Below are 17,028 nucleotides of genomic sequence, written 5' to 3'. Positions count from 1 at the left end.
AAAAGTAAGCCACGTCTGAAAGTTTTCGCCCAGCCTTTTTCAAAAGGCTGGTTCAAAAGGCTGGTTCAAAAAGTAAGAAATGCAAATAAAATTTCCGGGGGATTAAATACCCTCAGCTTGCCGATTCCTGTTGATACAAGCATATATTTACCGTCCTTCCGGTAAACTCCCTTTGAGAATTCAGGAAAAAATTTTCTTTCGGGAGACAAAACTCCGCCCAGAACGGGCAAACGTACCGCACCACCGTGAACATGTCCGGAAAAGGTAACATCTGCTCCCCATTTTGCGTACTCATCAAAGAAAAAGGGATTATGTGCCATAAGTATTGTAAATCCGTCTTTTTTTTCTCCGAGGTCACGGACAAGCTCCCCGGCAGTTACAGACTCCAGATCAGAATATCTGCCCCTCTCATTTTTATATGCCGAAAGCTTTAAATCAGCACCATAAATATTTACAGTGCGTCCGTCTTTTTCAAATACTTCATTACTGTTTTCAAGCAGTACTGCTCCTGATTTTTTCATTATACTTCTGTATTCAGCCATAATTTCCGGTTTAAGTTCAAGCTCATGATTTCCCAGAGAACAGTATACAGGACAAATTCTGCAAAGCTTTTCAAGCAATATCTGAGTATCTTTCAAAGACTTTGTATTTCTTGAAACCAAATCACCGGTAATCAGAATAATATCAGGCTCAAGCTCCTTTATGCGTGATACAAGAACTCTCCAGCCGGACAGATAAGTCCTTTTGTGAACGTCTGAAATCTGGACGATTTTAAGCCCTTGCGTATTTTCCTGATTATCCCATGATATCTTGTATCTTCTTGTTATCAACAGCCGGTTTTCAACAAATACATATAACAGAAAAACGGCAGTTATATAAAAAATGAAAAGTGCTGTTTTCATAGGGTTTTATCCTTTTCTTTTTGAAAGTACATTTTTTACAGTGGAAATAATTGCAGAGAAATTCGTTGATACAATAAATATTGTCATAAATATCAGACAAGGTATATAATAAGGCGGCTGCTTTATCGTCAGAATACTCATTCCAAGAAGTACGGCAATATTTATAAATGTTGATAAATGATTCACCTTGAAATATATATATCTTCTTGCATCCACAATTCTGATAAGATAACATATTAAATAACTTATAAATGTTGTGGCAACTGCTCCGTAGATACCGTATCTCTTAATTAAAAATGCATTAAGAATCAGATTCAGTACCGTTGAAATCAAACTGGTCCAGAAAGAGTTTTTCGTATGCTGTGCAGCGGTATAAATACTGCTTAAAAACAGATTGAAACACATCATCAGTACTGAAAGAATAAGCACCGGAGTATACTGAAACGCCTGTTTATATTCAGGATGGTTGTTGTAATTTAACAGTATTGCAGAAAGCGGCTTTACCAGTAAAATTAAAAATGCGGAAGCAATATACATTATTGACTGATATGCCGAATAAACCTTCTGATAAAATTTTCCGATATCCTTGGAATTGTATTCAGTAATTGCAGACATGTTCCATGCCTGAAAGAAAACTGTCGAAACCATTGAAACAAGATTCGGAATTTTAGAAGCTGCGGTATATATTCCGGCGGCACTGTCTCCCGTTGTTGCCACAGGTCCGTCCATATATTTTATAAATATTCTGTCAGAAAATCCGGTTATGATCCACATTACCGAAGTCGGGATCATTGGTATTGAAAATCTGAGCATGGTTTTCATAACATCTCTGTCTGCCCATCTTATCCGGAAGTATTTCCCGAGTCCTGCGGCAATAAATAAAAATACTGCCGAACAGAAATCGGACGCAATAACCGCAATTAAAGATCCGGTAATACCCATTTTGAAACCGGAAATAAAAATAATATTGAAAATAAAAAGGGTAAGGGTTGCTAAAATACCGTCGAATGAGTAAAGCTTTACATAGCCTATGGAACGGACAAACAGTGAAAATGTCTGTCTGAAGCTTGAAACGATTACATAAACCACAAGCCATGGTGTAAAGCCTTTTATAAATGGTATAAGCGACAAAAACGGTGACAGCAGAGCCATTATGAACAGTCCCATAACTTCAACCATTATTGCAGTTGACAGTACCTGACGGTTATCATAATCCCTGTCCAGCCCATATCTTATAATTGACTCCGACATTGCAAAGGTAAAAACCGGTATCAGAAAATTTGCTGTGGTTTCAATAAGCTCCTTGGTACCCAGCATGTCCGACGACATATAAGTTGTATAAAGCCTTGTAAGAAACATGGCAAGAATTTTTGAACCAAACGATCCTATGGCGAAAACTATGGTATTAAACGCCAGATTTTTATATTTATTCATGCAGTAATCTCCATTTTTGCAGTGTTATGTTGTTATTCTGCACATTTTGCAGATATGTATATCTTTTATTATAACAAAAATTTCTTAAAAAGAAAATAGTATATTATAAAAAAATAATTTAACTATAACCACGGACAGTTTTTTCATATTCACCCGGATAAGTCCCCGGTAATATAATGTATAATAAGCCGTATCGTATATATTTTTTAAACTAAAAAAATATTTTCAGAAACCGGGTTTAAATTCAAAAAATAAGGCAATGATAAATACATAAAATTCTTTAATGCATAAAGCGCCGCAGAGGAAATGCTGTTTTTGTTTCAGATTAGCTGTACGGCGGAAGGAGATAACTATGTCAGTAAAAAGAGGAGAGATCTACTATGCGGACTTAAGCCCTGTTGTCGGTTCGGAGCAGGGCGGAATCAGACCTGTACTTATAGTTCAGAATGATGTAGGCAACAGACACAGTCCTACAGTCATTGCGGCAGCAATCACCAGTCAGAAAGAAAAAGCAAAGCTCCCCACTCATATAGAGCTTAGTGCAAATGGATGCGGACTGGCAAAAGACAGTGTTGTTTTGCTTGAACAGATAAGAACTATTGATAAAAAACGTCTTAAGGAAAGAATGGGCGAGCTTGACGGAACATCTATGCACAAGGTAAATGATGCACTTTCAATAAGTTTTGGTCTGACTTAATAGGTACATTAATGTAAAATAAAGGTACGCTCTGCAAGTTGCGGCGTACCTGTTTTACTGAAAATTTATGATTTTGCAAAATAAACGGCTGAGTAAAAACCCAGCCGTCTTATAATTTTCAGTTTTATTCCTGAGGACCTAAATCGCTTTGTACATAAACTCCTAAAACTACATTGCAGACATATGTTGAATCTGTCAGGTCAATAATTGCATTGCCGTCATCATCAAAGTCATAGCAGCAGTTTGCCTGTAAATATGCCTGTTCTCTGTCCAGTGGATATTCAGTCGGACTCAGCAGATATTTATTCAGTAATACCACGTCAGTTGATGTTACCGACTTATCCAGATTTACATCGCCATAAATCAATGAGGACGGATCTATTGTTTCATCTGTTGTTTCGTCAGTAGTCAGCTCTGTTGAAACTGAAGTAACCTTAGTAGTTGTAGTTGTTGAAACAGAAGTAACTGCTGTTGTTTCTGTAGGCTCCGGCTTTGGTTCACTTGCAAGCCTTCCGTAAATGATACCGCAGCCTACAGTTGACATGTAAACTGTACCGAATTCGTTCATATCGCCTACAAGGAAATTGCCGTTACCTGTACCGCCATAAAGATTATCCTTGTTTATAAGAACCCATGTTTCACCGCTGTCCTGTGAACGGTATATACCTTCAGGATCGGACTCCTGAGGTTTTCCGTACATGTAAAGAGTATTCACATCGCCTTCCTTTTCAGGAGCGCCATAACCGATAGTCTTGCAGTAGAAAACATTGTCAAGTTTGGTAACTGTCTTGCCGTAGTCGGTTGAAATATATGCACCGTTCCAGCCAGCACCAAGAACAATCTGTCCTTCGCCCAGATAAGCAATCCTGTTTGCTACATCGCACTGATCATACTTGCAGATATCTGCTGATGTGAAAGTTGCACCATAGTCAGTACTTACCATAAGCTGATAGTTAGCATCTTCATATGTCGGTTCTGTTTTTGTTGTATCATAAAACCAGTAATCATTATACTGCGCTGTATATACATATACAATATTCGGCTTATCCGGTTCAACCAGTATACCAGGAACCTTTGAGCCCTTAGTTCCTGAACACTCAGACCATGAATCACCGAAGTCATCGGAATAATTTACCTTGCCGCCGCTGCTTGTATGGAAAATTCTGTATGAACCGTCCTCAAGCTGGGTAATGGCAGCTTTACCACCTGAGCCGCCTGCATTTGCCATTTCAGTCCATGCAGTACCGCCGTCTGTTGTATAATAGCCCTTGCCTTCGTTTTCAGCAAATCTTACCATAACATCAGGGTTCTGAGGACAGTATGCAATAGCGCCAGTTGACCCCATATTCGGCTTATGCTGAGCAGGGATTTCATTTACATCAGTATGAACAAAACCGTCATAGTCACCGATTGCTGAATACACTGCTCCATCCGGAACACTTGTCATATCCAGAGCTACAACTTCTTCAATACCAGCCGGATCGAAATAGAACTGAACGCCCTTGTCAGCCCATGTATTATCACAGGCAAACACTCCATTACCAGATGTCAGCAATATTTTGTCAGAATTTCTAGGATCAATTACTATTCCGCTTCCCCAGTGAATAGCCTTTCCGTAAATCCAGTCATATCCGTTTGTGTCAATAGGTTCTGAAAGGAAATAATGATTATCAGTATACTGACCTACCTGCTGCCCCGGTGTAATATCTGTCCATGTTGCGCCGCCGTCTTCAGATCTGAAGAAATGGTCACCCCATGCAATACTTCCGTCAGTCCATTCCTTTTCATACCACTGATCAGACCATAGACCGCAGGTTCTTGCCAGAAGCTTGTCAGGGTCTGATTTATCTGCTGTGATCATACCAATTGCATTGCCTGACGGAGAAATATCAGTTACTGTACCGCTTGCAATGTTATACTTATATGCACCGCCAGCGCCGCCTGAAAATGCCAGACCGGCAATATAAGTTACAAAAATATTTCCGTTATAGTCACTGCTTATAGTTAAAGGATAGTTAGCTGTAGGAAGATCAGCGCTAAGCTCTGTAAATTCATCTGTTTCAACATCTGCTACATGAATATTTGTCTGTCCGGTAACAGATGTACCTACATAAACTTTGCCGTCTTCAATATGAATAGTGGCAACACCGTTTTGTGTATTATACTCTCCTGAAGTAGTAGCTCTTGTTATATGATCTGTCCATAAAGGCCATTTTATATCATTTGTATACATACCAAGATCATCATAGCCTTTAACAGCTTTCCATGTTTTACCGCCGTCTGTTGACTTGATAAGTGCAGAGTCCCCGGCAGTTACATCGCCTCCGGCATAAATAGTATCCGGATTATCAGGATCGACAGCTATAGGCTCGCTGCATTCACGTCCGTCGCCGTTTCCATGAACCTGAATTAAATCTGTAACATCAACTTCTTCAAATGTTTTACCGCCGTCAGTAGTTTTGAAAATTACTGTTCTCGCATCTGAAAAATAGGCACATCCGCATAAGAAATAAGCAGTATCATCATCTGTAGGATCAATGGCAATTCCCTTTACACTCAAAAGACCTCTGTCAGCTTCATTAATAAATGCAAAAAGCTGATCCCATCTTCCTGTTTCGTAGTTATACTTATAAGCACCGCCTACGTCCGTTCTGAGATACATTTCATTCTGTCCTGTTACTATTCCTGAAACAAATCCTCCGCCGCCGATTTCAACTGCTCCCCAGTCCATAGTATTTGTAACGTCCTCCGAAGTTTCGGCGAACATAACTGATGTATCAAGACCGGCAGAAGCTGTAAAAATCAAAGCGCAGGATGTTGCAAAAGACAAGATTTTTGTTTTAATATTCATTGTATCAACTCTCCCACACATAATATTTCAGGTGTTTTTATAATGTGTTATTTTTCACATTTTAAACTCCCGAGTTGTATAAACTTACAATACTCCTTATATGATTATAACTTATTTTTATAAAAATTGCAAGATATTTTTTTGAATTAAATGTAGAAATAGGTTGACAAATTTTATCTATTATGCTATATTGAAATCATAAAATATAAAAGGGAGCTGCAAAATGGAAGGAAAAAATATAAAAGTATATATGCGAAGGCAGACTGTCTTGCTTATCTGTCTTGCTGTTTTTTTAATATTATTTATCGTTTTTGGAATTTACTTTTTTATTTTCAGAGATAATGAAAGTATTAACAATGACATTTCAGCCGTTTCCGGAATATCCTCAGCTGATGTCGTTCCCGCAGATGTTCAGGACAGCAGCAGTCCCGACTATAACAGCATATGCTTTGAAGAGTCGGAAATAACTATTGAAATTGGTGAGAAATATACACCTGAGCTGAAAAATGCCGAAAGTCCCGACGATGTATTTAACTGGGAAAGCTCCAATACTGCTGTTGCAGTAGTAAGTGATAACGGGGAAATTACCGGTATCGGAGAAGGTTCATGCGATATTACAGTCTGCGTTCGCAATACTGATACAATGCTGACGCTCAAAGTTACAGTTGTTCCTGCCGGCGGCAGCAGTGAACATGAAATTATTGAAGAAAACGGTCTTACATACATTGACGGTATTTTAATCGCAAACAAGTCCTATTCTATGCCTGCCGATTATGATCCGGGAGCAAGCGAGGAGGCTCTTGCCGCCTTTGACAGGATGCAGGCTGACGCTGCTGCTGAAGGACTTGACATTTACATTTCCTCCGGCTATCGTTCATACTACGATCAGGAAAGGATCTACAACAGCTATGTAGCCGAAGACGGCCAGGAAGCTGCGGATACATATTCATCACGTCCGGGATTTTCAGACCATCAGACAGGTCTTGCCTTTGACCTCAACAGTATTGACGATTCTTTCGGATATACTGCTGAAAGCGACTGGGTTGCGGCTAACGCACATAAATACGGATTTATTATAAGATATCCCAAAGGCAAGGAAGACATAACCGGATATCAGTATGAACCATGGCATATCCGTTATATAGGAGTTGAAAAAGCAACTGAAGTTTATGAAAGCGGTCTTTGTCTTGAAGAATTTTTAGGAATAGATTCGGTTTACAAGGATTAAAAATAAGGGACAGTCCTGGTTTGAGGGACTGTCCCGATTTGTTTTACTTAAAAAAGACTTTTCCAACAAGCAAAGCCGCACTTATAAAAAATAATCTGTCAGATTATTTTTTTGCAAGATCTCTTGCAATAGCTGCTGCATCACGGACATTTACCACGCCGTCTTCATTATAATCTGCATTTTCCGGAAGGGTATCGCCCTCACCCAATGAAAGTGCTCTTGCGATAAATGCAGCATCTCGTACATTCAGCTTGCCGTCACCGTTGGCATCGCCTTTGCCGTCGAATTCAGGTTCCGGAGTATAATTAACATATGTAGTTTGTGTTGCAGGGAAGTGTCCAACAGCACATGTTATAATATTTCCGTTCTCATCAACACCATAACACTGAAAATCAAATGTCATTTGTGAATATGCGTTTTCCAGTAATCCTTCACTGACTCTCTGAGTTATAATATCAAAAAGCTCATCAAGAGATTCTTCAGTTGACGGATAAATAAAATAATAATTTGCCTTATCAGGATCTGTCGTTCTGGCTATTGCAATTGTACTGTCAATACCCAGTGTTTCATTTGTGATTTCTGCTCCGTCAGCAGCTATCATTGTAATTTTAAAATCCCGTCTGTCACTTGTGAGGATAGAATATCCATCTGAAAATGTCATTATATTATTTTCATCAGATACAACTTCATTACCCTTGTAAACAATGCTCGGTGTAAACGGGTCATCAGATTCGGACGCAGCTGCATTGACAAATGGCACTGTACTCAACAGCATTATTGAAGAAACGGCTGCCAGCATTTTTTTTAATTTCATATATACCACCTCATTGTAAATTTTTATATCCTAATTATACCACTATTTTAAAGAGCTGTCAAGTAATTATTTAGCTTAAATAAGAGTTGTTATATGCAAATTGCAATATTTCTGGTGTTATTCTTATAATTCTTGAACCTATAGTTTCTCCTTTGCTGTCATAAACCTCACCCATGGTAACTCCGATTACAGTTTTATAAACCTGAATTTTTTCATCAGGATCTGACGAATTAGCTATTCCAAATCTGCATTCTGAATATGCTGGACCGCCACTTGTTTTGCCATATACTAAACAAGAAGAAAAATAAATTTGTTCTTCTGATGTTGTTATATTCCCATTTGAAATTTTTAAAACAGGTTTATTATTTTCTGTAGTGTAACCCAAAGAATGTATAGGCACATTCTTTATTGTTTCATCTGTTCCAAGCCCAAGATATACATGCCCATATGAGCTAAGATCTTCTTCAACCTTGACAATTGCATAATCATATCTATTTGTATTCGATTCATCTGAAAAATAATCATCTGGAAATGTTGCATATAATGGTGTCAGTGAAATTTCATTTCCATTTGACGGATTGGATGTAGGAATTGTAATTTGCGGTTTTTTAGCAAACATATCATCATGCATTGCAACACAATGAGCTGCTGTCATAATTTCATGATCACCAATAATAAATCCTGTACTGTTTACATTTCCATCATATTTTATGCATACTATTTGCTGTTCAAGCGAAGCGTTTTCTCTATTATCAATATTAACCGCTTCCCTAGTTTCAGGAATATTATCCACAATCGGAAGTTCATTAAGATAGTAATAAGAATAATCAGATATATTATATCCATCTGAATCATACGTATATTTCCAATATAACCTCGAATTATCAGTTGCATTTACCTTAAAATTCCACCCACATAATAATCCAACCATAATTGCAAAACATGTAAAACACGACATTATTTTTAATTTTCTTTTAGTTACATTCATTTCAATCACCCCATTACTGCATTGTCATAACTGGCGTTTTTCCTGTCACATGATATAAAATGGTCTGCATGTCAATATCATCAACAACACCATTTCCATTAGCGTCAAGATTATCAATACTTGTTGGTTTTGCTGTACCCTGTAAAATTCTGTTAATATAAGCCACGTCTCTTACATTAACCACATTATCATGATTAACATCATATTTTGCTACATATGTTACTGCATTAGCCTGAATAGCCATAGAACACGCTAATGTACAAACCGCAATACCAGAAATCAATACTTTTTTTACTTTCATATTTGTCACCTTAAGAAATTATTTAGTATGCATACCATGGTTATATAATATCACTGTTTTTATAAATTGTCAATAAATCCCATAAATTTTCACACAGATTTCATAATTTAATTTTTAAACTATATTGCCTGATATAATAAATAAATTTATCATAATAAAAAATCGCCCCATACGGAGCGATTAATTTAATTTGAATTTAACTTTTCACAGCTCTTGAAAGCCATGCATTTGCAAGGTCAAGAGCCTCATAAAGGCTTTCTTTTTCACTTGTTCTGGTAACTGCTTTATTAGGCGGCAGATCCAGATCAGTGGACATCTGATAAACCTTAATTTTACTTGCAACATCCAGATCGTTAACTCTCTTTTTCTGAAGAATCTGAAGCATAACAACATAATCATCAGTCATATTTCCATAATATATAACGTCCTCATGTCTTACAAGGGGGAAACCCTTATAAGTAAAAAAACTGTTTCCCATTAGTATCCTCCTTTTTTATTTGCACATTGTTATAATTATATTACATATCGTGTGAATTTATAGTCGAAAAAGATTACCAGTTCATAACAAATTCTTCGCTGCTGTCGAACTTTGAAAGATTCTTTATAAGCAGATCCACATAAGCTGAACGGCATTTGAAGCATGGTGTTCCGTTAACGCTTATAAGCACTTTCTTGCCCTCGGATTCATAAAATTCAACTGTCTGCTTAGTCTTTCCGTCCTGTGTTTCAAGATAAACCGAAACTATCGGATCACCCTGTGGCTGTTCATCAATAACAAAATCTTCAGCAGAAGTTTTCAGCAGGAACTGATAAAAACTCTGGAATCTTTTAGCTTCACAGCTTTTGCCGTTTTTAGTTACTTTATAATCGTCAGCTGATGTTCCGCTGCCCTCAAATGTAACGCTTTCACCGTCAGCCACATTTATCTCCAGCTTGCCGATATCCCATACCATAGTACCGAATACCATTTTTGACATGATATCCTCCGGCTTAAGTGAAGCCCAGCATACGCTTTCTTCATCTATTGCATAGATAACATCTGTGTCATCAAACATTGCCACATAGTATTTGCCGTCATCAATTTCAAGCTCCTTGCCCACTGTTAATGTATGGGTTTTGCCGTCACTGGTATTCATTGTGACAGTGCATAAAGGATCGTCAAATCCGGAAGCCTTTTTGGTATTGTCATCCGGATGAGCTGCCAGTACAGAATGAGCTGTAAGACCGAAAAGTCCGTGAGTTGCGTCCTGGGATTTTTCTACGTCAAGATATGCAAATATCGGTTCTGACATATAATGTGTAGCTAATGTACCGCTGGTAGTTCCGTCTTCATCAGTGGTTTTATCATATTCAAGTACAATATCATAATCAAGATCCGACCGCTTTATTGAAATTTTGTCAACTGTCGGTGCTTCATCCTCAGCAGGTTCTTCAAGAATTGTTGTGGAAATAAAAGCCGTATCACTGTTTGCGAATACGCTGACGCTTGAAGTTCCCACCAGATAAACTGTATTTCCGCCTTCCTCCATGCAGTATGTTTCACCGCTTACAGGAGATTCATTTCCCACAAGTATCGTTTTAGTTTCCGTTCCGGCTTTTACGGTAACTTTTGCCTGAGGGGATTTCAGTCCGTATTTTTCAAGATCATCGGCATTTTCCACAGCAGTGGAATCAGACGTTAAAGTTGAACTATTATTTAAAAGGGAGGATGTTAAAGTATAATTTATGTCCAGATCCTCAAGACCCTTTATTGTAAATGTAACCGTCCCATCTTCTGCCGGTTCGCCTTCCGGAACTGCTTCAAAGCTTCCGTTCAGATTCTCAACGGAGATAGATGTAATGTCTGCCTTTTCAAAGCTTAAAAGGGGTGTGGGGACAGATGCCGGATCTGTCTGTGCCTGAGACGAACTGTCCTGTGAACTGCTGTCATCGGTAAGCCTGAGTAATGCGTATCCGCCGCCTGCGACTGCAAGTGCGGCAACGCAGGCAATAACGGCTTTTATATTCTTTTTCATCGGTTTCTTCTCCATAAGTATACTATTATACCTGCCAGTATTACAATAATCGGAATGATATATATTACAACTTTATTTATTGCTGAAACCTGTGAAGCTGTTATATCAATTGTAGTCTGGCTGAGGCTCTTTTCAGCAATAATGATTCCGTTTTCCTTGCCGCAGATTTTATTAATGGCATTTATAACAAATTCTGCATTATTATATGTGGAAGAAGATGTAAGGTTCGGATCGACCATTGATATACCGCCGATTACCAGCAGATTATTTGTATGAACTTCATTGTTTACTGTATTTGTCTTAGTTGCAAGAGCCATAACATTCTGTGCTGATTTTTCAGCTTCATCAGGATTGAATTCCGTAGTTTCCTCAGTTGCTTCTTCTGTTTCCTGATTTTCTTCTGCTTCTGCTTCAGCCTTTGCCTCGTCCAGTGATTTCATATTCAGCGGATAGAGATAAGCGGTATCAGAAGTCTGTAAAAGAGATGATGTTGTTCTGTCAACATTTGAGTCAAACAGGAGATTTATGTTTCTTGAAATAGGTGCAACAATAGGAAGCTTTGTATTGGAAAGATCCTGTGTATATTCATCATCAACAGAGTTTACAATAGGTGCTTCAGCATTTCCTGTTGAAATAGTAATTTTCTGATTCTTGTCTGCATTTGATTCGTAAACTACATTTCCGCCTACTTCAATTCCCCAGATTTCAAGGAATGCGTCAATATTCGGAGTTTTATACTGGAATATATCAGCAATATAAATCATGTTCTTGTCCAGATTTCCGTTGTTGTAAAGGAAATCATCAAGCTTTGTGATACAGTCCTCAGTAAGGTCATTAACAGGTGCCGGAAGAACAACAAGGTCATAATCATCAGGAGAAAGTCCGTCAGATAAAATATCTATCTTGGTAACTTCATATCCGTTTTTGTCAAGCAGATTGGCAATAGATGTTACAGCATTGCTGTTATAAACATGATATATGCTGCTGCCGTTATACTTATCAATAACTGCCGCTTTTTTCGGGTTTGCATCAGTAACGCTCATTATAGCGGAGGTCAGTTCCTGCTCGCCCTTATACCCTGTTATGCTTGAGCTTCCTGTATAATAGTAGGAAGAACTGTCAATAGTAAACAGGTTGTCAAGGCTTGAAATAACCTTTACCCTGTCACCGCATGCAACAACGATACTTCCTTCGCTGATCGTACCGCTGTATACATCAGAATATTTGTTTATTACATCCGGTTCAGCTGTTATATCGTGAAAGTCAACTTCGATATGGTCTGAATTCTGTTCATATTTATTAAGTGTTTCATAAACCATTTTCATGTATGTACTGTTTTCAAATCTTGATTCTTCATACATTACATCAATAACCACATCTTTTTTTATATTCCTGATATAATCAATAGTATCCTGTGAAACCTCGTAATACTTCTGAGATGTAAGGTCAAGCTTTAAGTTTTCTCTGTCAGTTAAAATGCCGGCAATAAGATTGATGAAAACTACTACTGCAACAAACACTACTGTAATAACCGTAGCCACAGTACCGTATTTCAGTTTCTTTTTATTAAAAGACTTTTTTTCTTTTACTGTTTCGTTCTTCATAAAAACTTATCCTCCCTTAACTCCAGCGTCTTTTTTCAAATACCCTGATAGTCAGGAAATTGAATATTACAGCAGTGCTTACATAAAACAGTACGCTTGACAGGTTAAACAGACCGCATGTAAATTCATAGTATCTGGTATAGAATGAAAGAGAATTCAAAAGATTTGAAATAAAATCATATTTCACATTTCCTGCAATCAGGTCTATCAGATATAACAGAAGCAGACATAATATTCCCACTACTGCTGCAACCACCTGATTTTCAGTAAATGCTGAAACAAACATACTTACTGCAATAAACGCAGCTCCCAGAAGGATCATGGCAAGATAATTTGACAGTACTATTTTCCAGTCAACCGAGCCGAAATAGCTGAGTATCAGTGCGTCAACCAAAACGATGCTGACACCCATTATGTACATAACAAGCACTGCAAAATATTTTCCGAGAACCATTCCGCCCAGACTTACCGGTGCAGTTAAAAGTCCCTGTTCCGTTTTCTGCTTTTTTTCTTCGCTGAAAGTTTTCATTGTAAGAATAGGAATCAGAAAAATAAGTACTGTTGAAATTGTTGAAAAGAATGAAGACATGTCAGTAGTACCGGCAGAAAGGCATGTCAGATAAAAACACAAGCCTGCAAATCCATAAAATGCAGCCAGAAAAACATAGGCTATGCTGGATGTGAAAAACGAGCCAAGCTCACGTCTGAATATAGCGCTCATTGTTCATTACCTCCGTCCTTTTTATTAAGCTTTGCAAGCTGCTCCGGAACAGCTTCACCCATGGTAATTTTAAGGAAGATGTCCTCAAGAGTCATTTCGCTTGAACGCATAAGCATAATGTTCCATCCATTTTTACGGGCAGCCTCGTTTATTTCCCGGCGGAAATCATCGCCCTCCTGCTGGGCTTCCATTTCGTATTCATAAATTCCCGGTTCACGCTCCACGCCTGCTCTTACATACTTAATTCCCGGAATTTTTCTGAGTGTAAGCAGAATCTCGTCCTTGTCGCCTTCAATTCTGAATATCAGACGGTGGTCAGCAGAAACCTTTTTTGAAAGATTATCCGCTGTATCATCAGCTACGATTCTGCCTCCGTTGATAATTATTACTCTGTCGCATACCATCTGTATCTCTGAAAGAATGTGAGATGATAAAATAACCGTATGGTTTCTTCCGAGTTTCTTTATAAGATTTCTGATATCCACCATCTGTTTCGGGTCAAGACCCACAGTCGGTTCATCGAGAATAAGCACCGGTGGATTTCCTATAAGTGCCTGAGCAAGTCCCACACGCTGTTTATAACCTTTTGAAAGATGCTTTATGATTCTGTCTTTAACATCTGTTATCTTGCATAGTTCGCAGATATCTGTAAGATGGGATTTTCTGGGAAGCTTGCATTTTTTCAGATCAAAAACAAAGTTTAAATATGACTTTACAGTCATATCAACATAAAGCGGCGGCATTTCCGGAAGATATCCTATATTTGCCTTTGCTTTTATAGGGTCGTCCAGTATATCGATTCCGTTTATATATGCCGTTCCTGATGTTGAAGAAATATAGCCTGTAAGCATATTCATTGTTGTGGATTTTCCCGCACCGTTAGGGCCGAGAAATCCTAAAATTTCGCCGTCCTCAACCTTAAAGCTTATGTCATTGACAGCTTTTTTGTCACCATAATGTTTAGTGAGATTCTTAACTTCTATCATTTTTAAAGTATAACCTCCTTTATTCGGCGGACATTCCGCAATTAATAATTATAATAATTAAATGTGAAAGTATAGTGAAAGCATTATGAAAGCTTTTCTATACCTTTGCGGATTCGTGCAAGAGAGTCTTCTTTACCTAAAATTGCACAAAGTTCTACTCCGCCGCCGGGAGTAAACTGCTTTCCTGAAACGGCTGTACGAACCGGCCACAGCAGCCAGCCGTTTTTAACCTCAAGCTTTGCTATAAGGTCAAAGAGAGCTTTGTGAATATTTTCCTCAGTCCAGTCCTCAACAGCTTCCAGTACCGGAAGAACAGCCTTTAAAGCTTCAAGAGATGTTTCTTCATTGGTCTTCATTTTCTTGTGGCAGTACATAGCCGTATCATATTCAGGCAGACATTCAATAAAGTCAACCATTTCCGGAACTTCAGTGAACACTTCAGTTCTCTTCTGAAGAACGCTTGCTAAAAGTTTTATGTCGATATCCTCTCTCCTGACCGACTGTCTTATATAAGGCGTTACATGTTCTAAAAATTCTTCCGGAGTCATTCTCTTGATATGCTCTGCATTTACAGCTCTGAGCTTTACAGGATCAAAAATCGCCGGGGACTTCGAAATTCCGCTTATATCAAACTGTTCCTTAAGCTCTTCAAGAGTGAAAATTTCCTCTTCACCCTTAGGTGCCCAGCCCAGAAGTGCAATAAAGTTTACGACAGCTTCCGGAAGAAATCCCTTTGAAATAATATCTTCAAATGAAGCATCGCCGTTTCTCTTGGAAAGCTTGGAAGTCTGATCCTTCATAACAGGTGAGCAGTGAATATAAACCGGAACATCCCAGCCGAACGCCTCATAGAGAAGGTTATATTTAGGAGTTGAGGAAAGGTATTCATTTCCTCTTACTACATGGGTAATTCCCATTGTATGGTCGTCCACAACATTTGCAAAATTATATGTGGGCATGCCGTCAGTTTTTATAAGTATCTGGTCATCAAGAGTGGAGTTTTCAACGGTAATATCGCCATAAATCTCATCGTGAAATGTCGTAGTCCCCTCAAGCGGCATCTTCTGTCTGATAACATAAGGTATTCCGGCAGCAAGCTTTTCTTCAATTTCTTCCTTTGAAAGATTGCGGCAGTGTCTGTCATACATTGGAGCGATATGGGACGCCTCCTGAATTTTTCTTACCTCGTCAAGTCTATCCTTGTCGCAGAAGCAGTAATAGGCATGTCCGCTTTCAACAAGCTGCAAGGCATAGTCTTTAAACATTCCCATTCTTTCCGACTGAACATAAGGACCGTAATCGCCGCCGATATCCGGACCTTCGTCCCACTGAAGTCCTGCCTTTCTCAACGTATCATAAATAACGTCCACAGCACCTTCAACATATCTTTCACGGTCAGTGTCTTCAATTCTCAAAATAAAATCGCCGCCGTTTTTCTTTGCAATAAGATAAGCATAAAGGGCAGTTCTCAGGTTTCCTATATGCATATAACCTGTAGGGCTTGGTGCAAATCTGGTTCTGACCTTTTTTGTATCTGACATTTCAAATCAAACCTTTCAAATAATTTTTTTATTTCTGGCAGAGTACATTTTCATTGCCGTATGTACATCTGCATTTATTCTGTATTTAAGCTCCTCCAGAGAAGAAAACTTTTTTTCATCTCTGATAAAGTCATAAAGTTCAACCCTTACATTCTGTCCGTAAAGGTTTCCCGTATAATCTATAATATTTGTTTCTGCCAGAGGAGCGGTATTTTTTTCAACAGTAGGCTTAACACCTATATTTGTAACCGACGGGTATTTTTTCCCGTTTACATATGTTTCTGACGCATAAACGCCCTTTCGGGGTATAAGCTGTCTTGATTCAAATTTCTGATTTATAGTAGGGAAATCAATAGTCCTGCCTATTTTGTTTCCGGTTATGACCTGAGAATCAAGAAAATAATTTTCACCCATCAGTTCTCCGGCTGAAGCAATTTCCCCGTTTTTTATCATTTCCCTGATAATTTCAGAGCTTATGTCTGTACCGTTTTTCTTAACGAGTCCGCAGACGCAGACTTCAAAACCGAACTTTTTTCCGAATCTTTCAAGTTCCTCTGCACCGCAGGCTGCACCTTTTCCGAAGCGGAAGTTTTCTCCGCAGACTACCGATTCTGCCCTGAACATTTCTGCAAGTACGTTTCCGGCAAATTCCTCTCCGGTCATATTCTGAATTTCACTGACTGCCGGAGAAAAGACATATTTTATTCCCAGCTTTTCAAGTATACTTCTTTTCTGACTGTCACTGTAAATAAATTCATATTCCTTCCCGTGCTTTTTTCCTACCGTTTCGGTATTGAATGTAAATACAGCCGGGGCAAGTCCGGAATCTGAATACTCCATAGCCTTTCCGATTATTTTTCTGTGACCCAGATGAACCCCGTCAAAAATCCCCAGAGCCACCGCACATCTTTCACTTGTACAGCCGCCCTCTGAAATAATTGTCATT

The 17,028-nt window shown here is 38.5% G+C and carries 15 protein-coding genes; 2 read left to right on the top strand and 13 right to left on the bottom strand.

What is annotated here, in order from left to right; translation table 11 throughout:
• Positions 1-65: 65 nt before the first annotated feature.
• The gene (locus ACI4WO_RS05740) at positions 66-902 is read right to left on the bottom strand and encodes a metallophosphoesterase (RefSeq protein ID WP_439806606.1); all 837 of its coding nucleotides are present in this window, start codon (positions 900-902) and stop codon (positions 66-68) included.
• A gap of 6 nt (positions 903-908) precedes the next feature.
• Positions 909-2,336, bottom strand: coding sequence for a lipopolysaccharide biosynthesis protein (locus ACI4WO_RS05735; RefSeq protein ID WP_439806605.1), 1,428 nt, complete (start codon positions 2,334-2,336; stop codon positions 909-911).
• Between the two features lie 352 nt (positions 2,337-2,688).
• Here ACI4WO_RS05735 and ACI4WO_RS05730 point away from each other — a divergent pair, with 352 nt between their 5' ends.
• Positions 2,689-3,033, top strand: a complete 345-nt coding sequence (locus ACI4WO_RS05730; RefSeq protein ID WP_439806604.1) for a type II toxin-antitoxin system PemK/MazF family toxin — start codon at positions 2,689-2,691, stop codon at positions 3,031-3,033.
• A gap of 124 nt (positions 3,034-3,157) precedes the next feature.
• Here ACI4WO_RS05730 and ACI4WO_RS05725 read toward each other — a convergent pair whose 3' ends face one another.
• Positions 3,158-5,884, bottom strand: a complete 2,727-nt coding sequence (locus ACI4WO_RS05725) for a 1,4-beta-glucanase (protein ID WP_439806603.1) — start codon at positions 5,882-5,884, stop codon at positions 3,158-3,160.
• A 223-nt stretch (positions 5,885-6,107) separates the two neighbouring features.
• On the opposite strand from ACI4WO_RS05725, the gene ACI4WO_RS05720 reads away from it, so the two are divergent.
• Positions 6,108-7,112, top strand: a complete 1,005-nt coding sequence (locus ACI4WO_RS05720) for a D-alanyl-D-alanine carboxypeptidase family protein (protein WP_439806602.1) — start codon at positions 6,108-6,110, stop codon at positions 7,110-7,112.
• 103 nt (positions 7,113-7,215) lie between these two features.
• Here the strand turns inward: ACI4WO_RS05720 and ACI4WO_RS05715 are convergent, their stop codons facing one another.
• From ACI4WO_RS05715 to ACI4WO_RS05670, 10 genes are all read right to left on the bottom strand, one after another.
• Positions 7,216-7,926 (bottom strand): dockerin type I repeat-containing protein, encoded by a 711-nt coding sequence (locus ACI4WO_RS05715; protein WP_439806601.1) that lies wholly within the window; start codon positions 7,924-7,926, stop codon positions 7,216-7,218.
• Positions 7,927-7,996: 70 nt separating this feature from the next.
• Complete coding sequence (locus tag ACI4WO_RS05710) at positions 7,997-8,914, bottom strand: trypsin-like serine peptidase (RefSeq protein ID WP_439806600.1); 918 nt, start codon at positions 8,912-8,914, stop codon at positions 7,997-7,999.
• A gap of 13 nt (positions 8,915-8,927) precedes the next feature.
• Positions 8,928-9,215: a dockerin type I domain-containing protein gene (locus ACI4WO_RS05705; RefSeq protein WP_439806599.1), complete on the bottom strand. Its 288-nt coding sequence runs from the start codon at positions 9,213-9,215 to the stop codon at positions 8,928-8,930.
• Positions 9,216-9,411: 196 nt separating this feature from the next.
• Positions 9,412-9,693, bottom strand: a complete 282-nt coding sequence (locus ACI4WO_RS05700; protein ID WP_439806598.1) for a hypothetical protein — start codon at positions 9,691-9,693, stop codon at positions 9,412-9,414.
• 73 nt (positions 9,694-9,766) lie between these two features.
• The gene (locus tag ACI4WO_RS05695; RefSeq protein ID WP_439806597.1) at positions 9,767-11,230 is read right to left on the bottom strand and encodes a DUF4340 domain-containing protein; all 1,464 of its coding nucleotides are present in this window, start codon (positions 11,228-11,230) and stop codon (positions 9,767-9,769) included.
• Positions 11,227-12,834 (bottom strand): Gldg family protein, encoded by a 1,608-nt coding sequence (locus ACI4WO_RS05690; RefSeq protein ID WP_439806596.1) that lies wholly within the window; start codon positions 12,832-12,834, stop codon positions 11,227-11,229. Before ACI4WO_RS05690 ends, ACI4WO_RS05695 begins: the two co-directional genes overlap by 4 nt.
• 16 nt (positions 12,835-12,850) lie before the next feature.
• Positions 12,851-13,555 (bottom strand): ABC transporter permease, encoded by a 705-nt coding sequence (locus ACI4WO_RS05685; RefSeq protein ID WP_439806595.1) that lies wholly within the window; start codon positions 13,553-13,555, stop codon positions 12,851-12,853.
• Positions 13,552-14,541, bottom strand: coding sequence for an ABC transporter ATP-binding protein (locus ACI4WO_RS05680; protein WP_439806594.1), 990 nt, complete (start codon positions 14,539-14,541; stop codon positions 13,552-13,554). Before ACI4WO_RS05680 ends, ACI4WO_RS05685 begins: the two co-directional genes overlap by 4 nt.
• 83 nt (positions 14,542-14,624) lie before the next feature.
• A complete protein-coding gene (gene gltX, locus ACI4WO_RS05675; RefSeq protein WP_439806593.1) occupies positions 14,625-16,082 on the bottom strand; it encodes a glutamate--tRNA ligase in 1,458 nt (485 codons plus the stop codon).
• A gap of 15 nt (positions 16,083-16,097) precedes the next feature.
• Positions 16,098-17,027, bottom strand: coding sequence for a bifunctional riboflavin kinase/FAD synthetase (locus ACI4WO_RS05670; protein ID WP_439806592.1), 930 nt, complete (start codon positions 17,025-17,027; stop codon positions 16,098-16,100).
• Position 17,028: the final 1 nt, after the last annotated feature.

The sequence above is a fragment of the Porcipelethomonas sp. genome (assembly GCF_051893655.1).
Taxonomy (GTDB): domain Bacteria; phylum Bacillota; class Clostridia; order Oscillospirales; family Ruminococcaceae; genus Porcipelethomonas.
Note: the sequence above shows the minus strand (reverse complement) of the source record. Positions and strands in the feature narration are given on the sequence as shown.